Source organism: Candidatus Firestonebacteria bacterium RIFOXYD2_FULL_39_29 (genome assembly GCA_001778375.1).
GTDB lineage: Bacteria > Oederibacteriota > D2-FULL-39-29 > D2-FULL-39-29 > D2-FULL-39-29 > D2-FULL-39-29.
Window position 1 is genome coordinate 1 of sequence record MFGV01000081.1, and the last position, 20,379, is coordinate 20,379.

Below are 20,379 nucleotides of genomic sequence, written 5' to 3' on the forward strand. Positions count from 1 at the left end.
CATGGCTTGCTCCTTTGGAGTGAATATGCCATATTATATCATGTTAGTAATTTAATTGCGACACAGTCTGAATTAGTAATTAGTACTTTATGTGTTTCAGGAGGAAGATCATGCTTAACGTCAACCGAGAGCGTGAAGTTGCGGGTAAGGAAAAAAAACTTTCTAAGTTCATGAAGAAAAATAAAATAGATGCATTACTTATCTCCAACCTTAATAATTTTGCCTGGATTACGGGAGGCGGGGACAGTCATGTCAGGTTGACTCAAACTGCCGGTGTTTGCACGGCTGTTTTCTCCGGCGGGAAGAAATACATTGTAACCAGCAACATAGAAGGTTTTAGGATTATGGAAGAAGAAGTAAAAGAGCTTGGTTATATTCTAAAGTCGTATAACTGGTGGGAAATAAATACAAAAGAGGAAATAATAAAAGGTTTGATTGGTTCGGGGGTTGCGGCTTCTGATGATGGAATTTTTAATACTAAAAATATTGATTCAGGATTAATGCAGCTCCGGATGGTGCTTTCCAATGAAGAAATAAAGAAATATAAATGGCTTGGGAAGAGAGCAGGTAAAGCAATGTCTCGAGTCTGTAAAAAGATAAAACAAGGATCAAAAGAAGATGATGTCTCGGCGTCTCTTGCTAAAGAGCTCTTTAAAGAAGGGATACAGCCGTCTGTACTTTTAATAGCTCAGGAAGACAGAGTAATGAGATATAGACATCCGATTCCAACTCAGAAGCCTATTAATAAATATGTTATGGTTGTACTCTGTGCCAAGAAATGGGGACTTATTGTTTCATTAACAAGAATAGTTTGTTTCGGAGAAGTATCTTCTGAGTTAAAAAAGAAGCATGCTGCGGTATTAAGAGTTGATGCTGCTTTAAACTTAGGCACAAAAGCAGGAGTTACAATTGGTGACGTATTTAAGAAAGCGCAGGTAATGTATAAAGAGGTCGGATTTGAAAAAGAGTGTATGCTTCATCATCAGGGAGGTCCAACCGGCTATAATGAGAGAGAATTTACGGGTACTCCCGATAATAAAGAAGTAATTCAGGGGAATATGGCTTTTGCCTGGAATCCTTCCATTACCGGAACGAAGAGTGAAGATACTATGATTTTAAGGAAGAACGGTAAAGTAGAGATAATAACGACTACTCCAAATTGGCCGATGGTGGAAATTAAAATTGGAAAAGAAAAATTGGAGAGACCTGATATTCTGGTAAAGCAATAATTTGATGAAAGTATACTTTGATACACTTGGGTGCAAGATAAATCAGTATGAAACCCAGGCTGTGCGTGAACAGATTTTGATGGCCGGAGGAGAAATTACTGAGGATATTTGTAAGGCGGATTATTTTATAATAAATACCTGCGTCGTTACAGAGACGGCGGAAAGAGCCTCTTTACATAAGATCAGAAAAGCTTTAAAGGATAATCCGGGAGTTAAGGTTGTTGTGACCGGATGCCTTGCTGAAATTCCTTTAAAGGTGAAAGAACTTGAGCATGTTGATTTTGTTTTTAGGAATGAAGAAAAAAAAGATCTGGCTTTTTTACTGGGTTTTGAAAAAGGGAAAAAAGAGTTTGCAGTTTCGGGCTTGTTCGGACATAAAAGGTCTTTCTTAAAGATAGAAGACGGTTGTGAAAACTCTTGCGCGTATTGTATTGTGCCTTTTACCCGGGGAAAGATAGAAAGCCGTCCGATGCAGGAGATTGTGAAAGAAGCAAAAAGGCTTTCTGATAACGGATATATGGAAATAGTTTTGACCGGGATTAACCTGGGAGCATATGGGCAAGAACTTGATAAAGATAATAATCTTCCGGTTGTAGTGGAAAATATTTTGCAAATTGAAAATCTGGGAAGGCTCAGGTTGTCTTCAATAGAACCGGAGTATATTACACCTAAGCTCCTTGATGTAATTGCAAAGAGCAGCGGTAGAGTTTGCCCGCATCTTCATATTCCGCTTCAAAGCGGAGATACGAATATGCTTAAGCTGATGAATAGAAAATATAGTGTCGAAGATTATATTTTTAAACTGAAATTGGCAAAGGAAAAAATAAAAGATTTAAGCATAACTACCGATATAATTGTCGGTTTTCCCGGAGAAACCGATAAGATGTTTGAAAGTTCTCTTGAATTAATGAAACAACAGAGGTTTTTAAAGGTGCATGTGTTTTCATACTCGGATAGGGAGGGAACGAAAGCAGCTTTAATGAAAGATAAAGTTCCGGAGGCGGAGAAAGAAAGAAGGTATAAGAAGATGCTTTTATCTTCGGAGACAAAAGGGAGGGAATTTGTAAGGACTTTTATAGGCAAAGAACTTGAAATTCTGGTAGAAGGAATAGAGAGGCGAAAGAATAAAAGCATTAAGGGTTTTTCTGAAAATTATATTAAGGTGAATATCGAGGACGGATCAGAGAGAGATATAGGAAATATAGTAAAAGTAAGACTTGAAAGAGTTGAAAAAGAAAATTACGGAAGGAAAATTTAAGAGAAATTGACGATTTACGATTGACAAATGACAATTTAATGAAGGCGGAGAAAAGTACTCCGCCGAGATTGAAAATAAATAATAACACATTAGTTTAGACTGTGAGTAACGTATTAAAGTGGAACGTGAGCAACGTTAAAGGAGATCAGGCGTATGATGGGTTGTGTATTTTGTAAGATTGTGCAGAAACAGATTCCTGCCAAGATAGTTTATGAGGATGACAGGGTGCTTGCGTTTGAGGATTCAACTCCTCAAGCACCGGTGCATATCCTGATTATTCCAAAGGAGCATATTCCGACGGTAAATGATATAAATGACAGTCACAAAGAGCTTATAAACAGTCTTTTTTCGGCGGCAAAAAAAATAGCTGAAGAAAAAAATATTGCGCAAAGAGGTTACCGGCTTGTAATGAATACTAATGCCGAAGCCGGTCAGTCGGTTTTTCATATCCATATGCATATTTTAGGCGGAAGGCATCTGGCGTGGCCTCCAGGATGAACAAAGTTCATAAGGTTTTACATTAATGTGGTGTTTAATATAATAATACCACCTCTGAAAAAGACCTTACAAACCTTAGAAACTTTAGAAACCTTACAAACTGTTTTTGACGAACAAAGGAGTTGTAAAAAGTTATGGAAACTAAGTTACCCGTTATCGCCCTTGACGGTCCTGCGGGCAGCGGAAAGAGTACTATAGCCAAGTTGGTTGCAAAGCGACTTGGTCTCCGTTATATTGATACAGGGGCAATGTATAGGGCTGTTACCTTAATGGCGATTAGAGAAAAGGTAAATACCAAATGTGAAGAGGATCTTATAGCGCTTGTGAAAAGATGCAGTATTGAATTTAAGTATGAAGAAAAAGGACTCAAAGTATTTGTAAATGGTTTGGAAGTCACCGAAGATATTCGGCTTCCTGAAGTATCAAAGAGTTCTTCAGATATCGCTGATTCTGTCGGGGTCAGAAAACATCTTGTATCTTTGCAGCAAAAGATGGGGAAATTTGGCGGTGTTATACTTGATGGCAGGGATATAGGTTCTCTGGTATTTCCAAATGCTGAGTTTAAGTTTTATTTGGATGCTTCTGTCGAAGAGCGCGCTAAGAGAAGATTTAAAGAGCTAAAAGCAAAAAGTATTGAGCAATCTCTTGAAGAGGTTAAAATAGATATTATGGCCAGGGATAAGAGAGATAAAGAAAGGGCATTCGGGGCTCTTAAACTGGTCCCTGATGCGATAAAGGTGGACACCTCTGACCTAAGCATAGAAGAAGTTGTAAATATCATCGCTTCAAGAATACTTTCTAAAGGAGATGTTCAAATATGAAAGCTATAATATTAGTAGGCGGAGAAGGTACACGCCTTCGTCCTTTAACTTTATGCTTACCAAAGGCTCTGGCGGCAGTGGTTAATGAACCGATGATTTATTATATGCTTGGATGGCTGAAAAAGCACGGGGTAAAGGAAGCAATTTTAGTTGCGTGCTATCTTCCGTCTAAATTAAAAAAAGTTATAGGCAGCAGATACTCAGGAATGAAGATAAGATATATCTATGAGGATTCACCTCTGGGAACAGGCGGGGCTATAAAACGTGCGGAAAAGTATTTAACAGGGACAACTGTTGTGATGAACGGTGATTTAATAACTAATATAGATCTTTCAAAAATGATGCGCTTCCATAAAAGTAATAAGGCAAAAGCAACAATAGCACTTACTCCTGTGGAGGATCCGTCGGCGTTTGGTTTGGTGGAAACATCAAAAGATGGGAGAGTTACCGGATTTATAGAAAAGCCCTCTCCGGAGGAAGTTCAGGGTAAAGAAACAAATATTAATGCAGGGGTCTACTTGTTTGAGCCGGAAGTATTAAAACTCATGCAGTTTAGTAAGGTCTATTCTATCGAAAGGGATATATTCCCTGTCATGGTCGGAAAGGGTTTTTATGGAATGGTCTTTAAAAAAATATACTGGATGGACTGCGGGACTGTTGAAAAATACAGGAAGGTTACCAGAGATGTACTTCTGGGAAAGTTTACTCCTTTTATAAAAGTGAAAATGAAAAATGGGGTTTCTATCGGTGAAGACTCCGTGATTGCGTCCGGCTCAAAAATAGCAGGAACTATGGTCATCGGAAAGAACTGTTCTGTGTCAAAAAATGTGTTATTAAAAAACTGTATTATATGGGATAGGGTGCAAATAGATGAAGGGGCGGTTCTCCAAAACTGTATCCTTGCTCACGGCTGTATGATTGGGAAAAATTCCATTCTTAACGGGGCAGTACTTGGAGCAGATATCTGTATAATGCCGGGGAGTAAAATGAAAAATTGCTAAAAAACAAAAAATTAAAAATACTTATGCTGTCAGTCTGGTATCCTTCAAAAGTCAGCCCCGGAAAGGGAACTTTTGTTAAAGAATTTGCGAGAGCCCTTTCCCTTTTTTCTGAAGTTACGGTCGTGAGCCCTGTTCCCGTGTCAGGGGAATTTCAAGGTAAGGAACTGCCTTTTATTAACGACAGTGCAGAAGATGGAATTCGTACAATACTGGCCTATTATAAAAAACCGGTCTTTTTTAACCTGTTGAAAGGACTCTACTACTTTACTAAGGCGTTAAAACAACTGCTAAAGAGCAGCTATAAACCTGATGTTGTAAATGCACATGTCTACTATTCTGCGCTTCCAATGCTTTTGATTCCGGAACTTAGAAAAGTTCCGCTTGCTGTTAGTGAACATTCCTCTGCCTTTATTTCAAAAAATGGCATCGGATTTATCAGGGGAATATTGGCCGGTATTATTTTTCGCAGGGCAAAGGTCATTTTGCCTGTAAGCCTGTACCTAAAGGACGCTATACTTGAATTTTCCGGGAAAATCCCGGTTGAAATTGTTCCTAACACATATGACAGGTTACTATTTAATACTTCTGCCAGAAAAGATGCAGAGGATGGAAAAACACATCTTCTTTTTGTGGGGTCGCTTGTTCCGGTTAAAGGCGTTGATATTCTGCTTAAATCCTTTTCTTTGCTAAAGGATAGGAGCCTCATCCTGGATATAGTCGGAGACGGCAGAAAGAGAAGTGAATATGAGAAACTTGCGGTTGTTCAGGGTGTGGCGGAAAGGGTAAAATTTCATGGTTTTCTTACAAAATCCGAAGTGGCTGAACTGATGTCAAAAAGTAATATCTTTGTTTTATGCAGTCGTACTGAGACCTTCGGCTGCGTGCTTATGGAAGCGGCAGGAGCCGGCCTGCCTGTTGTGACTGTTCGGGTGGGAGGAGTTCCTGAAGTGGTCAATGAAAGTATGGGAGTGCTTGTAAAACCGGACTCTCCCGAAGCATTTGCGGAAGGTATTGAGAAAATGCTTTCCATGCTTGATAAATTTGAGCCGGAAACAATAGCAGCCGAGGCGTCAGTAAGATTTAGCCATGAAAAAGTCGGAGAAAAATTGGCAGATATCCTGAGAAAACAGCTATACTGACGCCACTTGTATCCCTGACCTCGCAGGAGGAAGTGGAATCTTTTTCAAAGTATAGGAAAGTATAGAAATAAAGATGGAGAGATTTTCAGATTCTAGTTCGATGGAACCATATCTTTTATCAGTGGAATCCGGTAGTATTGTAATCAGTGAAATCTTTTTCAAAGACATAATAAATGTAAAAGACAATATGAACTGAAGAGATTGGAAGCTGCCTTTCGGGTTGATATGCAGTCATTTTAGTGCTATCATTAATATTGTTAAACCATGTTTTCACTGCGTAATTAAAGGGGAGCTATGGATAAACTAGAATCAAAACAGGATCTTGAACTGGTTTTAAAGCTTTCGAAGGTTAATGCTGAGATTAAACTTCAGTTGAAAAAGGTGATTGTAGGTCAGGAGAAAGTAATTGAAGAAGTGCTGATCAGTTTGTTTTGCAAAGGGCATTGTCTTTTAGTCGGGGTTCCGGGGCTTGCCAAGACTCTCCTTATAGAAAGTATCTCAAAGATACTGGACCTTAAGTTTAACAGGATTCAATTTACACCTGATCTTATGCCTTCAGATATTACAGGAACGGAAGTAATACAGCAGGATAAAGCAGGAGAACGGTCATTTAGATTTATTAAGGGGCCTGTTTTTGCAAATATTGTTCTGGCGGATGAGATCAATAGAACTCCTCCAAAAACACAGTCTGCGCTGCTACAGGCTATGCAGGAAAACAAAGTAAGCGCAGGAGGACAGACGCATTCGCTTCCACTTCCTTTTTTTGTATTGGCAACGCAAAACCCAATTGAACAGGAAGGTACCTATCCTCTTCCTGAGGCTCAATTAGACAGATTCTTTTTTAATATAGCGGTGAAATATCCGACTAGAGACGAGGAGAAGGATATCGTCAGGCAGACCACGGGAGCCGTAGATTATGAACTTCAACCCGTGTTAAATGCTGAGGAAATAATTGTCATGCAGGAACTTGTCAGAAGAGTGCCGGTTTCTGATTATGTAATTGACTATGCAATTGACCTGGTAGCCAAAAGCAGACCGCAGGAGGTTACATCCCCTGATTATGTAAAAGAGATGCTGGTCTGGGGTGCAAGTCCGAGAGCTTCCCAGGCTCTTATCATTGGTGCAAAAGCCAAAGCAGTGATTTCAGGAAGATTTGCGGCTTCAGTTTCTGATGTTGCGGCTGTTGCGCCTGAAGTACTGCGTCACCGTCTGGTTCTTTCTTTTAAAGCTCAGGCAGACGGGGTGACAACCGATCAAATTGTTACCCGGTTGTTAGATACGGTAAAACCCGGGTGAATTAATGGGAAAATATTTTAACCCGGAAGAACTCACAAAGTTTGCCGGTTTTTCGGTAATAGCCAAGAATCTTGTCAATGGTTTTCTGACCGGACTACATCCGGCTCTACGGAAAGGTATCAGTACGGATTTTATGGAACATAGAGAGTATTCTTTTGGAGATGAAACAAAGCGTATTGATTGGAAAGTCCTTGCTAAAAGCGACAGATATTTTATCCGCGAGTACAGAGAAGAGGCAAATCTCTCCTGCAGTATCCTTCTGGATGCTTCTGCTTCAATGGAATATGCTTCCGGAAAAATCAGCAAGTACAAATACTCTGCTTTTCTCTCGGCGGCGCTTGCCTATCTTATGACAATTCAGCAGGATAAAACCGGACTGGTCATATTTGATGACCGGATCAGGAGTTTTATTCCGGCTAAATCCGGAAAAAAGCATCTTAGTCTTATATTTGAGGAACTTGAGAATTCCAAACCTTCAGGAAGTACGATGCTTCCCGAAGTTTTACTTAAAACAGCGGGTATTCTGAAAAAGCGCGGGGTGACGGTTCTTATTACCGATCTTTACGGGGACGTCGAAACAATAATAAAAAATACAAAATATTTGCTTTCAAAAAATAGCGAAGTCATTGTATTTCAGGTGCTGGATGAGGATGAACTGGATTTGCCGTTTAAAGAACCTTTTATGTTTGAAAGTTTAGAGCAGGGCGAATCTGTTTTAGCGCTTCCGAATATGATACGGGAGGAATATAGGCTGATAATACGGGCTTTTACGGATAAATACCGGAAAGATTTTAATGCGGCAGGGATTGATTACACGCTGCTTTCAACAAAAACTCCGGTGGAAGAAGCTCTTTTATTCTATCTTGAACGAAGAGCGAGGGTTGCGGGATGAACTTTACTTTTCTTAATGCGGGTATGCTCTTTGCTCTTCCCTTGATCCTTATTCCTATTATTATACACCTTTTTTCTATAAAGAATGCAAGAGTAAAGAAGTTTCCGGAAACAAAATATATCGTACTTGCGGTAAAGAAAACCATAACGAAGATACGTTTATGGCAGTTTTTACTGCTCTTGATCCGGATTCTGATTGTTGCTCTGCTTGTGTTCTTCTTTGCGCGGGCAGTATTTCATAAGCATAATAATATTTCCCGGCAGGATGCAGCTCCGGGAACTTACTACATACTTCTGGATAATTCCTATTCTATGGGGGCGGTAAATAAAAACACCTCCTCGTTTGAAAGAGGCAAAGAAGCCTGCCTTAAAGTTTTAAAGGCTCTCAGGAGTATTGATTCGGTATCTTTTGCTCTGGTTTCAAAAGGAATAGAAGCAAAGGTAAACGGAGTGACTTCGAATCTTTTGGAAGTTGAAAACAAGATAAAATCTTCAGAACTTTCCTATAAAACCACCTCAATAAGAAGCGGAATCAATATGGCGCTGACTGCCTTAAAGGGAAATCCGGCCGGGTCAAAACAAATAATATTTGTTACGGATTTTGCTCTTCACGGATATTCTGATTTTGATTTTACCGCTTCTGAGTTTGATCCCCGGATTAATATTGTTTTCATTGATGCGGGAGAAATCTCTGATAATCTTGCGGTGAACAGCGCAGCTGCCTCAGTCTCTTCTTTTGAGAACAGAATGAAATTCAATGTAAATATCTCGGGATATTCTTCTGCCCGTTATTCCAAGGTTCCTGTAACTCTGATGTTAAATGGAATGAAAGCCTCTTATGGTTTTGCAGACGTAAAGCCGGGAAAAAATATTATTAAAACTCTGTATGCTGATTCCGGAGAACGTGAAACTGATACCGGAAATGTCAGAATAGAGAATTCAGATGCTCTGGGGATTGACAATATCTGTTATTTTACAGTTTCCGGCCGTCAAATTAAGAAGCTTCTGCTTGTAGACGGTGATGTGAAAATATCCGGCTTTTTAAGCGAGACCTTTTATTTGAATCTGGCCCTGAATCCCGGCCAGCGGTTTTCCGCCGAAATAGTCCCTTCTGTTTGCGTGTTGAATGAATTCAGGCATAAAATTCTGGCGGAGTATAAAGCGGTTATTTTGTGCAATGTTTCTTCCCTGTTACCCTCTGATGTAAACAGGCTTCTGGAGTATGTAAAGAGCGGCGGAAGTATCGTGTATTTCCTTGGAGACAAAATTGATCTTAAAAGCTATGGTGCTCTTGATCCTGTAATATTTCCGGCGAATATCACGGGGGAGGAAGAAGGAATACTGAAGATTGATGAGAAATCCGCGAGCTCAAATCATCCTGTATTAAAAAATGCTGGGACTGAAGAAATTGGTAAAGTTCAGTTTTACAGGGTTTACAGACTTTCACCCAAAAGTAAATGTTTTTCTTTTCTGGATTTTGCAAATATAAATGTTCCGATGATGCTGGAGGCCAGCAAAATATCGGCTGATTCCGGCAGGGTTATAATCTTTCCGTTCCCCGCTGACAGGGACAGGACGGATTTTCCTTTGAGAAATGCTTATGTCCCTTTTATGCAGGAATTGGCAAAGTATCTTGCGGAAGGAAGCCTGAGGGAGAGTTTATCTTCGATTTATGTGGGGGATGTCTTTAAGAGGAAATTTGAAACATCGGGTCTTTCAAATACCGTGGAAGTGACCAATCCGTCCGGAGTTACCAAAAATATAAAAATGTCCGGAAATACTTTTGAATACCCCTTTACAGAAAAACCCGGAATTTATCTCTATAAGTACACGGATAAAAAGGGTCGAAAATCGGATTATTTTTCTGTCAATCCGGACACTGCGTCGGGAGAATCAGATTTGAAAAAGATCAGTTCTTCCGGTTTAATCAAGCTTTTTCCGCCAAAAACCTCGATATACACCATTAAAAGCGGAAAAAATACCGACAGTGATATTGTTTCAATAGTAAGAGGCGAGGAAATATCAATGCCTCTTCTGATTGCTTTATTATTTTTACTTACGGTCGAGGGCATGCTTTCGATACGGAGGTTATTATGATGAATAAGCTTTTGAGAAGCAGTCTCTTTATTTTTATGTTCTTATTATGCTTTTTCTTTTCACATACTTATTTATTATTTGCAGAAACCATAATGGATTCCGAAAAAAGGCTTGAAAACTTTGCATATGTTCAACTTAAGTATAACGGGGGAAGCTGGGATACGAATAAGACCGCCTGGTCTTCCATGTACCGGCAAATTACCGTTACAACTAATATTCATCCTGAAAAAGCAAAAATATCCGTTGATTTGGATGGTATGGAAATATTTGATTATCCCTTTATTTTTATTACAGGTGATCTTGAGTTTGACCCGTTTTCTGAGAAGCAGACAGAAACACTCAAAAGGTTCTTTGATGGCGGAGGTATTTGCTTTGTGGATGACTCTGGCGGGACTTTGAACTCCGGTTTTGACAGTTCTATAAGAAGGGAATTTAAAAAGGTTTTCCCGGCGTTAGATTTTAGACCAATAAGTAAAAAACATGCAATATATTATTCGTTTCATATGACCCCCGAAACGGCCGGGACCAGAAAGGCTGCCGATTATCTTGACGGTATAGAATATAACAATCAGACGGCGGTTATTTATTCCCATAATGATATCATCGGGAGTTTTGTTACTGACAAGTTTGGGGCTGCTGTGAAAAAATGCGTACCCGGGGGGGAACAGCAGAGGATTGAGGCAAAAAAATTGTTTATTAATATCCTTATGTATGGTCTTACCGGAACTTATAAACTGGATGCGATACATAGAAATAATATTCTGATAAAAATGAAAATGAAAGGCGATACGGAAGGTCCCGAATGATTACTTTTGAGTTTACATATTGGGCTATTTTCTTTCTTATTGCCGGCGGTTTAGCAGGTTATACCCTTTTAAAATACGGGGATAAAAGAAAGAAGATAATCGCGGTGCTTCGTATTAGTATTTATTTGCTTTTAATATTTCTTCTTTTAAGACCTGCTTTGCTTGAAAGAAGAAAGAAAACAGAAAAAGCATCGGTATCGGTGTTAGTGGATGTTTCCCGTTCAATGAATCTGAAATCCACGTATCATAAGTTCAGCAGGGTTAAAAACATCATAAGGAAGGATATTGAACCGTTGGAAAAATCCTATGCGGTGAATTATTACGCGTTTTCAAACGGTTTTTCAAGAGTATCAAAAGAGGATCTTCTTAAACTGGGTAATCCTTCGGGGGAATTTACCGATATTGGACAGAGTTTAGAGCAGATAGGTGAAGAAATTCAAAGAAGCAGTTCGGTTTCAGGGTCTGCTGTAATTTTGATGACCGATGGTAATCATAACGGGGGCTCAGATCCCGTTGAGGCCGCAAAATCCCTGAATTTGCCGTTGTTTGTAATAGGGATTGGGGAAACAAGAAGCGGCTTTGATGTTGAGCTCACACAGGTACTTTCTTCAGAAATAGCTTTCCGTAATATAAAAAGCATATTTAAAGGAGTTGTTAATTCATATAATTCAAAAGGAAAAAGGGCAAGGGTCATACTTAAAAAAGAGGGTTCTTTTGTTGATGCAAAAGATATTGTTTTAAGATCTGACGGTGAGGAGACAGTTGTCAATTTTGAATATATGCACAAGGATACAGGCATAATAAGATTTGAAATGCTTGTAGAAACTGACGGTGGGGAAATAAACAAAGCTAACAATAAAAAGGAGTTTTCAGTCAATGTGCTTAAAGAAAAAACAAGAATACTTTATATTTCCGGCAGTCCTAACTATGAATACCGGTTTTTACGGCAGGTCATCAAAAATAATCCTAATTATGAAGTTATAACATTCATAATACTTCGAGGGATGACGGATATACTTCCTTTAAGTGAAATTGATTACACTCTGATCCCTTTTCCTGTTCAGGAGATATTCTTAAAGGAGATTTATAACTACGATATTGTTATGCTGGAGAATTTTTCCTATAGAAGCTATATGCCTCCGGAATTTCTGAACTCATTTAAAAATTATATTGAAAAGTCCGGCGGCGCGTTTATGATGATCGGGGGGCCTGATTCGTTTGGCGGCGGAGGCTATAAGGGAACGATGGTGGAAGAGATGCTCCCTGTGAATATTAAACCTGAGGGAATGGAAGAGTACCTGAAAACACCTTTCAGGCTTAAACCTGTGAAACATCCGGTGAATCAACTTTCAGAAATAAAAGGTGAAAGCGAAAAGATATGGCAGGAGCTGCCTGAGATTAACGGGTTAAACAGATTTTCCTCTCAAAAATCCGGGTCTGTTGTTCTGGCAGAGCATCCTGACCTCAAGGGAGATGACGGAAGGCCTCTTCCGGTAATTGCAGGCTGGCAAAAAGGAAAAGGAAGGGTGCTTGCAATGGGTTTGAATAACACCTGGCGGTGGTCTATGTGGTTAGCCGGCACAGGAAGAGGAAATTATCATTATGGGCGTTACTGGCAGCAGATGCTTAACTGGCTGGTTAATGCTCCTGATTTAAGACAGGTTACAGCTGCTGCCGAGCGAAAAGTATACAGACAGGGCGAGGAAGTCAAAATTGCTGTAACAGTTCTGGACGATTTTTTCCATTATGATGACGAAGCGGTCGTGAATCTGGATATTCTGGATCCGAATGGCAAGTCGTCCACAATTCGCACGATTCCAAATATAGGTAACGGTATTTACGAGATATATTTGCCGGCAGAAAACCCCGGTAATTATAAACTCACAGCTTCAGCATTTAAAGGTTCGAAAAATTTGGGAATGGTTTCTTTCTTTGTACCTGTACAAGCCATTACTTCGGAAGAGTATGATCTTTTTCTGAATGATAAGCTGTTAAAAAGTATCTCCGCCTCATCAAGGGGAAGATATTTTGCAGGCGAGTGTTCTGATCTTGAAAAACTGATAAAAAGTAACAGTTCTGAGTCAGTTGTAACTGAAAAAAAACCTATTTGGGATGATCCGCTTTATTTTGTACTGCTGATTGCGTTGCTGGCAGGAGAATGGTTTTTAAGGAGAATAAGCGGGTTGCTTTGAGATACAGCGGAAAACTGTATTAACGGATACGACTAGGTGAAAGTGAAAATATTTTTTAAAATTCAAGACAAGCACTAAGGTCGAAGCACTAAGCACTAAACAAAGAGAAAATATTTAAGCACTAAATTCTGAATTTGAAATGCTTGAGTAGTTTATGACGTTATGCCAAAGAAAACCCCGAGCGTGAGCTCGTGGGATGAATTTGGCATGAATAATTAAAAATCTCCTATCGTCGAAACTCCGTGCGTAAGCTCGGAGAGGTTCATTGTTTAATGGTTTAAGTATTAGTAATTGTTTAGAATTTAGAATTTTGATCTTACTTAGTGATTGATTTTACTGGGGGTTTTTCTTTGACCAACAACTTTACCGACATAGCGGTTTTACTGAGGCAAACAAAGCGGAAATATTACGCCTATTTGATGGTAGAGGCGTTTAATAAGATAGCGATATTGGTACTCTCATACTTCTTTGTATTTCTCACCCTGGACATTCTCTTTGATTTTTCTTCTTTTGCCCGAGGGGTTGCTCTTATAATCTTTTATCTGTCTTTGGGTTCTTGTTTATCCTTTTTTACGGTGAGAATAGTTTCCAGGAAGATTACGGCAGAACATATATGTCTGCTGGCTCAAAAGAATAATCCTAAACTTAAGGATTCTCTCGTAAATGCCTGGCAGCTTTTTAAAGGGGTAAAAAAGGGCAAACTTACAGGGGTTTCTTTTGACCTTGCAAATGCGTATGTTGAAGGTGTGGCTGAAACAATATTAAAAGAAGATGTTTTATGTGCTGTTAGTTTTAAGCGGCTAAAAAAGATATTTATTATAACTGTTTCGATGTTTGCGGTGTTTCTATGCTTGTATAATATTTCTCCCTATCCTATGAAGTCTGCTCTTTTCCGGCTTTTTGACCCGTCGCTTGATGTGACTTCTTCTTTGGGTGGTCTAAAACTGCAGGGACTTCCTGAGATAGGAGACTTGAAAGTTAAAGTCATCTATCCTCCTTATACCGGTATGGCTGCAAAGATCTTTGATGAAGGCGGGAATGCTGAAGCTCTCAAAAATTCAAGTGTGGAGATATCAGGGATTACTAATAAACCTGTAGTTGCTGCTTATCTGGAAGGCAAAGAAGGAAGTAAGAAATTTCGCTTACCGATGAGTACAAATGATCCTCTTCGACCGTCTCTGCGTTTTATTGTTAAAGACAATATTGAATATACTGTTGTCCTTACGGATAGGGCAAACCTCGAAAATGCAGAAAAAATTAGGCATAAAATCAAGATTATTAATGACGGAATGCCGAAGATTAACATGATATTCCCAAATGAAGAAATGAGTGTTTTACCTCAGACGTCGGTTAGTATAGTGTATGAGTATCTTGATGATTTTGGTGTAAATGAAGTAAATCTTGTGATAGAAAATAAAAGCTCTACCGAAAAAAGAAGGATTTTTAAGGATAACGCGAACAAAAAAACCGGCAGTGGAACCTATGACCTTGAAATTGCTTCGTGTAACGTTAAAATGGGAGATGACTTGCAAATTTATCTGGAAGCTTTTGATAATGATATTATTGACGGGCCCAAAAGAGGAATATCTCAAAAGGTAAGGCTTTTCCTTCCGGAATTGGAAGATTATCTTAAAGAAGCTGATCCGATGGACATGGAAAAGTTTATGGATTTAGAGCGTAAGGTTTCCGAGTTCGACAGCAAGAATGAGGATTTTGCAAAACAGCTTGAAAAATATGCTAAGGAGAATGATCCTGATCTTGCAAGGATGCTTGGTGATCTTGAAATGCTTCAGGACAATCTGTCTAAAATAGCGGAAACACTGATAAGTTCTGTTACTGAAGTCTCGCCGGAAACATTAAAGCAGATGAGTTCCAGTACTCTGGATATGGGGAAGATAGCGGAACTTATGAAAAAGCTTAACGAGGCTCTTGCCCGGGGAGATAAAAAAGAGGCGATGCGCCTTGCGAAGGAGTTGGCAAAAGAGTTAAATTCCTTTAATCAGTCTTTAAAAAATATGATGAATCAAAGCGGGTATGGAAAGACGGCTAAGAATATGAAGACGGCGGGGAATATGAACAGTAAATTGGAAGAAATGGTGAAAAGGGAAAAGGAAATATATACTGAAACGTCTTCAGAAGCTTCTGTCGATCTTGAAAAACTGCTTAAAGACCAGGAGGAAACTATAAACTTGATTATAAAAAAACAACAGGAAGCTGTAGATGCTTCAGCTTCGGCGGCGGCAATACTGGAAAATAAGCAGGTTTTTAATAATATAATGCTTTCTGTAAAAGCACCTGGCAATAGTATGAAGGAAATCCTGGAGAAGTTTAAAAATGGTGTATTTTATGATGCTCCTTCTGATCTGGTACTGGTAATAAATAATGTTAATGCTGTTAATGAGATTCAAAGGCAGGTTAATAATTTCCTTCAACAGAAATCCTTGGCATTTGAAAAGCAGAAGGATAAAGATAATGAGCGGCTTAAGGGGGAAAATAAAGAAAACATTGATTTAATTACTTTTTCATCTGAAAAAATAAAAAAATCCGGGGATATTGAAAAAGAAATTCTGGAGTTATTACAGAAGGATAGAAAAAAGAGCACCTCTTCAAAAGCAAAGGAAAATGACGGTAAGAATAGGACAAGCAAAATAAAAGAAAAACAGGATGTAAATATCTCAGAATTGGATAAATTAAAAAAAGAGATTGAAAAAGCGGCAAAAGAAGGATTTCCCTCGTCAATTTTTGACGAAAATGCATCAAAAGCCGGGGACTCCATGAAAAATGCTTCTAATAGCCTTGAAGAAGGGGACGGTTTCTCTGCAATGCCTGAAGAGCAAGAGGCTCTGAACCGTCTTGAATCCATGAAAAGTAAGATGGAAGATCTTATACAAGAGCAGGGGGGTGGCGGAGGACCTATGCTTTTAAGCAGCGGTGGTAAAAGCAGCGGAAGCAAAGGTTTAAACGGCAGATCTACCCGCTATCACAAGCTCCCCGGGAAAAAAGAGTACAAACCTCCAAAAGAGTTCAGGGAAGATATTATGGACTCAATGAAAGACGAAAAACCCAAAAAATACAGGGATGATATTGAGGAATATTACAGAAAATTGTTAAGATAGGTCTAACCTGCCTGATATAGATGAAAATTTAAATAATCTCTTCAATAAGTTAATTGTTTTTGCTATACTTAAACGCTATGAAAGAAAATAAATTAAAAAGAATTAAATCAGGAATCCAGGGATTGGATGAGATGTTTTATGGGGGGATGATAAAAGGGGAGACTGCTCTTATTTCAGGGCAATCCGGTACGGGGAAAACTTTATTCTCACTTCAGTTCATAAAAGAAGGGCTTAAACGGAAAGAAAAGTGTATATATGTTTCTTTGACGGAAGATACCGAAGAGATTCTGAAATATTACGACATCTTAAATACGGATTGGGGACAATATCTTAAAAATAAGGATTTCCTGTTTTTTTCTGTAAAGATAAATAATCTCGGGGTTTTGATTCCCAGGTTAGCAAAAATATTAAAAGAAAATAAAACAGGCAGAATAGCAATAGACGGGTTTCCAAAGGTTACCGGAGGAAACATAAAAAAGGTAACTGAACATATTTTAAAAATAATTAAGAAAGAGGAAGTTTCTTCGATTATTACTACGGGAGCTTCTGAGACGGATAAATATTTTGGTTTGGGCGAATCATCTGTTTTGTCTGCGGTAAATAGTATATTAGTTTTACAGCAAGTGAAAAAAAATAATAAAGTATCAAGATTGATAACTATATTAAAAGCAAAAGGTACTTTTCATGATACAAATGTAAGAGAAATAAAAGTTGGAAAAAACGGGTTGAAAATTAAAACCATTGCGATAGAAGACGAGAATGAAAAAAAATATTGTAATGATATTTTAAAGCCTTCTGAAGTAAATTATCATATCTGGTATCTGGATCCTGTGGATAATGAAGTGAGCAAAATACTTGATGGTTTTAGAAAAGACAATCCATCTGTAGTTGTAAATAAAAGCAATGAAATAGAACCTTTTGAGCAGAAATATTTGATAGATTCAGGGATAGATTTAATTAAAGGAGTTACGAAGATTACTTCTACTCATTTAGGGGTTCTTGCTGCGAGCTATAACAATATTTATAATTTAGCAAAAGAAGGATTATTGACCAGCTTGGATGGGCATGTCGACAAAAATATCTATTTAAAAGATGCCGTAGATATTTGTTCTTTCGAAGGTAAAATATATGGTGTTCCTTTAATAGTCAATTCAAGAAATTTGATTTACAGGAAAGACCTGCTTGATAAATATAAGTTAAAGGTACCGGAAACCTGGGATGAGGTAATGCAAACTGGCGAGTATATTAAGGATCGAGAAAAAGATTTGGAACTTTCGCCGGTTTCATTTTTTTGGGGAAATGTGCGAGAATTACCGGGAATGTTTCTTGAATTGCTATGGAGTAACGGAGCAAATATATATGATAATCAAGGAAAAGCAAATCTAAACACCGGTAAAGCGTTGTCAGCAGTAAAATTAATGCAAAAACTAATAAATAAATACAAAGTACCGGAAGAAAAAGTGCATCATGGACATTCAGAATGCTTAAAAAAATTTAAAAAAGGAAAAACTGTGTTTTTAATATATTCTTCGGAAATCCTTGAATATATAGATTGGGAGCCCTGTTGTTTTCCAAGGGAAAAGGTAGGTATCGCGGCTTTACCTGTAGTACAAAAAGGCAATAAATCATATTCCGTAACAGATGGTGTGGGATATTGTATTCCTAAAAATACAAAGGATGTTAATTCGGCTATTAAACTTGTAAAATATTTTGCGAGTAATCAAGTGTCAAAAGAATTAAATATAAAATGGGGGTATCCTTTTACCCCTGAAATATCGTTATGGGCTGATAAGGAAATATTAAATAAGAGACCTTATAATATTCATGCGAAAAGCATATTGAAAGATTTAAGAAATCCGTATGCGGAGATAAAGCATTATAATATAATAGAAAATGTAATTCGAGAGAGAGTATATCAGATATTAAAGAGTCAAAAGAATCCGGAAATTACTTTAAAGATTTTATCAGATGAAATAAATATTATAATAAAAAGACATAAGATGTATTACGGTGTGGCAAAGAACATAGAAGAGTATCTGATAAATAACTATGATAAAAAAATATCTTTAAAAACTATTTCCGGAAAAATAGGGCTAAGTCCGCATCATATAGAAAAAGTATTTAAATGGGAGGTCGGGATGACCGTCTTCGATTATATCACCAGATTAAGATTGGAAAAAGCAAAAGAGCTTTTAAGGGATGTCAGATATAATGTCAGTGAAATAACAGGAAAAATCGGGTATTCTGATGCTGCTTATTTCTGCAGATTGTTTAAGAAATATACAAAATTAACTCCTACCAAATATAGATTAAAATAACCCGCCTATGAAGTATATAGTGCAATAAATAACCCTGAAAGTCAATAATAGCGTATTTTCTCATATTGACAAATTGCTGTCTTGGATGCATAATTCAGTAAAGTAATGGGGAGGATGCTATGAGCAGGATTTTGAATTTTCTTGTTTGTGGAATAATGATCATCGGATATTTTTGTTTTTCAAAGACAGCACTTTCCTTATGTATAAGAATATTGTATCCCCAGCCTCGAAATTGAAAAGTATTTTGCTATAGTGACAATACGTTGTTTGCGCTGTATAATTAAGCATAAAGAAACCGAAAGGGCAAATCTTGAGCAATCAAGAGACGCAAAGTTCCAGTCCGGCACATGCTTCAAAGAATGTTCTGAGTAACGCGAGCGATATTGGGTAGAAGAGTTTGTACTCAGAGCGAAAACATTTGAGAAAATCATGTGACGGAGGCTGAACTGCCGATCCGGCACCAATCTGGAAAGAACATGTAATTTTGGATCTGGTTTAAGTTGTAATGAATGCCAGGTTCAAAGGTCGGTGTGAAAAACAGGTGCCGGACCTTGAGTTATTAGGAGGAACGATGCGTGCTTGGTGCTGTAAATGCAAGCTAAATAAAAATAATTCGAGATCTTGTAGTTGCTCGATTCCCTCCATAAAGATTGGCGGGCACAAGCATCGAGCCTGTCAATGCCTGATAAATCAGGCAACTACACTGATGCTTTTCTGCTTTTTCCTGATTACATTCCTATCAATCCCTCTTCTAGCCGGTATCGGCACAGAGAGCCTGCAATTCCTGAAGATCAAACCTTCCGCAAGAGTAGCAAGTATTGGAGACGGTTATGTAGGTTTAGCCGATGATTCAAATGCTTCGTTTTATAACCCCGCAGGTCTGGCAAAATTAACAACTCCTGAGATATCCCTCATGCATTTGGCATACATAGGTGAAACCAGTTATGAGTACGCATCAGGTGTAATCCCTGCCGGAAAAAATATGACTCTCGGAGCGTATGTAATTTATCTTAACTATGGGAGCATAACCAAAACAACAGAGGACAACACAGGAGTATATTCCGGAACAGCAGGAGCTTTCACTCCGAATAATATAGCAGGCGGTCTTTCGATTGGATATAAATTAGGAGAAAGTTTAAATGTTGGAGCCGGTTTGAAATATGCGTCAGAGGATATAGACGGAAGCAGTGTAAGCGGAATAATGGGAGATGTAGGAGTATTATATAGAATAGAGGGAGTAGGAATAGGAGCATCTCTAAGCAATATAGAGGGCAATGTAGGAACAGATGTCTCTCCGATGCTTGCAAGGTTAGGCTTATCCGCCAAACTTTCAATAATGAGCGATGACGATCTGACAGTAGCATTAGGCGGGAGCTATATACTTGCAAGTTCAAAAACCGTAGAAAGTATCGGCGCGGAGTATTGCTATGACAATTTTGTAAGCGTCCGCGGAAGTTACGGAATAGGCTATGACGTAAACAATGTAAACGTAGGAGCCGGAGTGAAACAGAATTTGGATAGAATGATCTGTAGCCTGGATTACAACTTCAGTCTATTTGGTGATTTAGGAAGCGCGCATAGAGTGTCGCTTTCTGTGAAGTTTGGAGAAGAAACGAAACAAAGCAAAGGAAGTAAGAGAAGTAAAAGCAGCAGAAACAGCAAGTATAGAAGATAAAAGACCTCGCCTAAGGGCGGGTCCGCCAAAGCTTTGTAGCGG

The 20,379-nt window shown here is 38.5% G+C and carries 14 protein-coding genes and 1 other annotated feature; all 14 genes read left to right on the forward strand.

The window, feature by feature from the left end; genetic code table 11:
- Positions 1-110 precede the first annotated feature (110 nt).
- The 14 genes from A2536_09745 (at position 111) to A2536_09810 (ending at position 20,337) form a co-directional block, all read left to right on the forward strand.
- Entirely contained in the window at positions 111-1,229 is a 1,119-nt protein-coding gene (locus tag A2536_09745; protein OGF44834.1) for a hypothetical protein, read from the forward strand.
- Position 1,230: 1 nt separating this feature from the next.
- Positions 1,231-2,487 carry a tRNA (N(6)-L-threonylcarbamoyladenosine(37)-C(2))-methylthiotransferase MtaB gene (locus A2536_09750; GenBank protein OGF44835.1) on the forward strand — a complete coding sequence of 419 codons (1,257 nt, stop codon included), beginning with the start codon at positions 1,231-1,233 and terminating at the stop codon, positions 2,485-2,487.
- A 153-nt stretch (positions 2,488-2,640) separates the two neighbouring features.
- A complete protein-coding gene (locus tag A2536_09755; protein OGF44836.1) occupies positions 2,641-2,985 on the forward strand; it encodes a histidine triad nucleotide-binding protein in 345 nt (114 codons plus the stop codon).
- Positions 2,986-3,119: 134 nt separating this feature from the next.
- Positions 3,120-3,806: a cytidylate kinase gene (locus A2536_09760; protein OGF44837.1), complete on the forward strand. Its 687-nt coding sequence runs from the start codon at positions 3,120-3,122 to the stop codon at positions 3,804-3,806.
- A complete protein-coding gene (locus A2536_09765) occupies positions 3,803-4,807 on the forward strand; it encodes a hypothetical protein (protein OGF44838.1) in 1,005 nt (334 codons plus the stop codon). The genes A2536_09760 and A2536_09765 overlap by 4 nt, the downstream gene beginning before the upstream one ends.
- Positions 4,801-5,946: a hypothetical protein gene (locus A2536_09770; protein ID OGF44839.1), complete on the forward strand. Its 1,146-nt coding sequence runs from the start codon at positions 4,801-4,803 to the stop codon at positions 5,944-5,946. The genes A2536_09765 and A2536_09770 overlap by 7 nt, the downstream gene beginning before the upstream one ends.
- A 294-nt stretch (positions 5,947-6,240) precedes the next feature.
- The gene (locus A2536_09775; GenBank protein ID OGF44840.1) at positions 6,241-7,242 is read left to right on the forward strand and encodes an AAA family ATPase; all 1,002 of its coding nucleotides are present in this window, start codon (positions 6,241-6,243) and stop codon (positions 7,240-7,242) included.
- 4 nt (positions 7,243-7,246) lie between these two features.
- On the forward strand, positions 7,247-8,134 hold the full coding sequence (locus A2536_09780; GenBank protein ID OGF44841.1) for a hypothetical protein: 888 nt from the start codon (positions 7,247-7,249) through the stop codon (positions 8,132-8,134).
- Positions 8,131-10,230 (forward strand): hypothetical protein, encoded by a 2,100-nt coding sequence (locus A2536_09785; GenBank protein ID OGF44842.1) that lies wholly within the window; start codon positions 8,131-8,133, stop codon positions 10,228-10,230. Before A2536_09780 ends, A2536_09785 begins: the two co-directional genes overlap by 4 nt.
- On the forward strand, positions 10,227-11,036 hold the full coding sequence (locus A2536_09790) for a hypothetical protein (protein ID OGF44843.1): 810 nt from the start codon (positions 10,227-10,229) through the stop codon (positions 11,034-11,036). The genes A2536_09785 and A2536_09790 overlap by 4 nt, the downstream gene beginning before the upstream one ends.
- Positions 11,033-13,228, forward strand: a complete 2,196-nt coding sequence (locus tag A2536_09795) for a hypothetical protein (GenBank protein ID OGF44844.1) — start codon at positions 11,033-11,035, stop codon at positions 13,226-13,228. Before A2536_09790 ends, A2536_09795 begins: the two co-directional genes overlap by 4 nt.
- A 350-nt stretch (positions 13,229-13,578) precedes the next feature.
- On the forward strand, positions 13,579-16,344 hold the full coding sequence (locus A2536_09800; GenBank protein ID OGF44845.1) for a hypothetical protein: 2,766 nt from the start codon (positions 13,579-13,581) through the stop codon (positions 16,342-16,344).
- A 77-nt stretch (positions 16,345-16,421) separates the two neighbouring features.
- Positions 16,422-18,662, forward strand: a complete 2,241-nt coding sequence (locus A2536_09805) for a hypothetical protein (GenBank protein ID OGF44846.1) — start codon at positions 16,422-16,424, stop codon at positions 18,660-18,662.
- Positions 18,663-18,954: 292 nt separating this feature from the next.
- Positions 18,955-19,116: a binding site (cyclic di-GMP riboswitch class I), on the forward strand.
- Positions 19,117-19,368: 252 nt separating this feature from the next.
- On the forward strand, positions 19,369-20,337 hold the full coding sequence (locus A2536_09810; GenBank protein ID OGF44847.1) for a hypothetical protein: 969 nt from the start codon (positions 19,369-19,371) through the stop codon (positions 20,335-20,337).
- Positions 20,338-20,379 lie beyond the last annotated feature (42 nt).

Bases quoted from the DNA above. Each gene is read 5' to 3' on its own strand.
- A2536_09745 (OGF44834.1), top strand. From the start codon at position 111: ATGCTTAACGTCAACCGAGAGCGTGAAGTTGCGGGTAAGGAAAAAAAA.
- A2536_09755 (OGF44836.1), top strand. From the start codon at position 2,641: ATGATGGGTTGTGTATTTTGTAAGATTGTGCAGAAACAGATTCCTGCC.
- A2536_09760 (OGF44837.1), top strand. From the start codon at position 3,120: ATGGAAACTAAGTTACCCGTTATCGCCCTTGACGGTCCTGCGGGCAGC.
- A2536_09765 (OGF44838.1), top strand. From the start codon at position 3,803: ATGAAAGCTATAATATTAGTAGGCGGAGAAGGTACACGCCTTCGTCCT.
- A2536_09775 (OGF44840.1), top strand. From the start codon at position 6,241: ATGGATAAACTAGAATCAAAACAGGATCTTGAACTGGTTTTAAAGCTT.
- A2536_09780 (OGF44841.1), top strand. From the start codon at position 7,247: ATGGGAAAATATTTTAACCCGGAAGAACTCACAAAGTTTGCCGGTTTT.
- A2536_09785 (OGF44842.1), top strand. From the start codon at position 8,131: ATGAACTTTACTTTTCTTAATGCGGGTATGCTCTTTGCTCTTCCCTTG.
- A2536_09790 (OGF44843.1), top strand. From the start codon at position 10,227: ATGATGAATAAGCTTTTGAGAAGCAGTCTCTTTATTTTTATGTTCTTA.
- A2536_09795 (OGF44844.1), top strand. From the start codon at position 11,033: ATGATTACTTTTGAGTTTACATATTGGGCTATTTTCTTTCTTATTGCC.
- A2536_09805 (OGF44846.1), top strand. From the start codon at position 16,422: ATGAAAGAAAATAAATTAAAAAGAATTAAATCAGGAATCCAGGGATTG.
- A2536_09810 (OGF44847.1), top strand. From the start codon at position 19,369: ATGCTTTTCTGCTTTTTCCTGATTACATTCCTATCAATCCCTCTTCTA.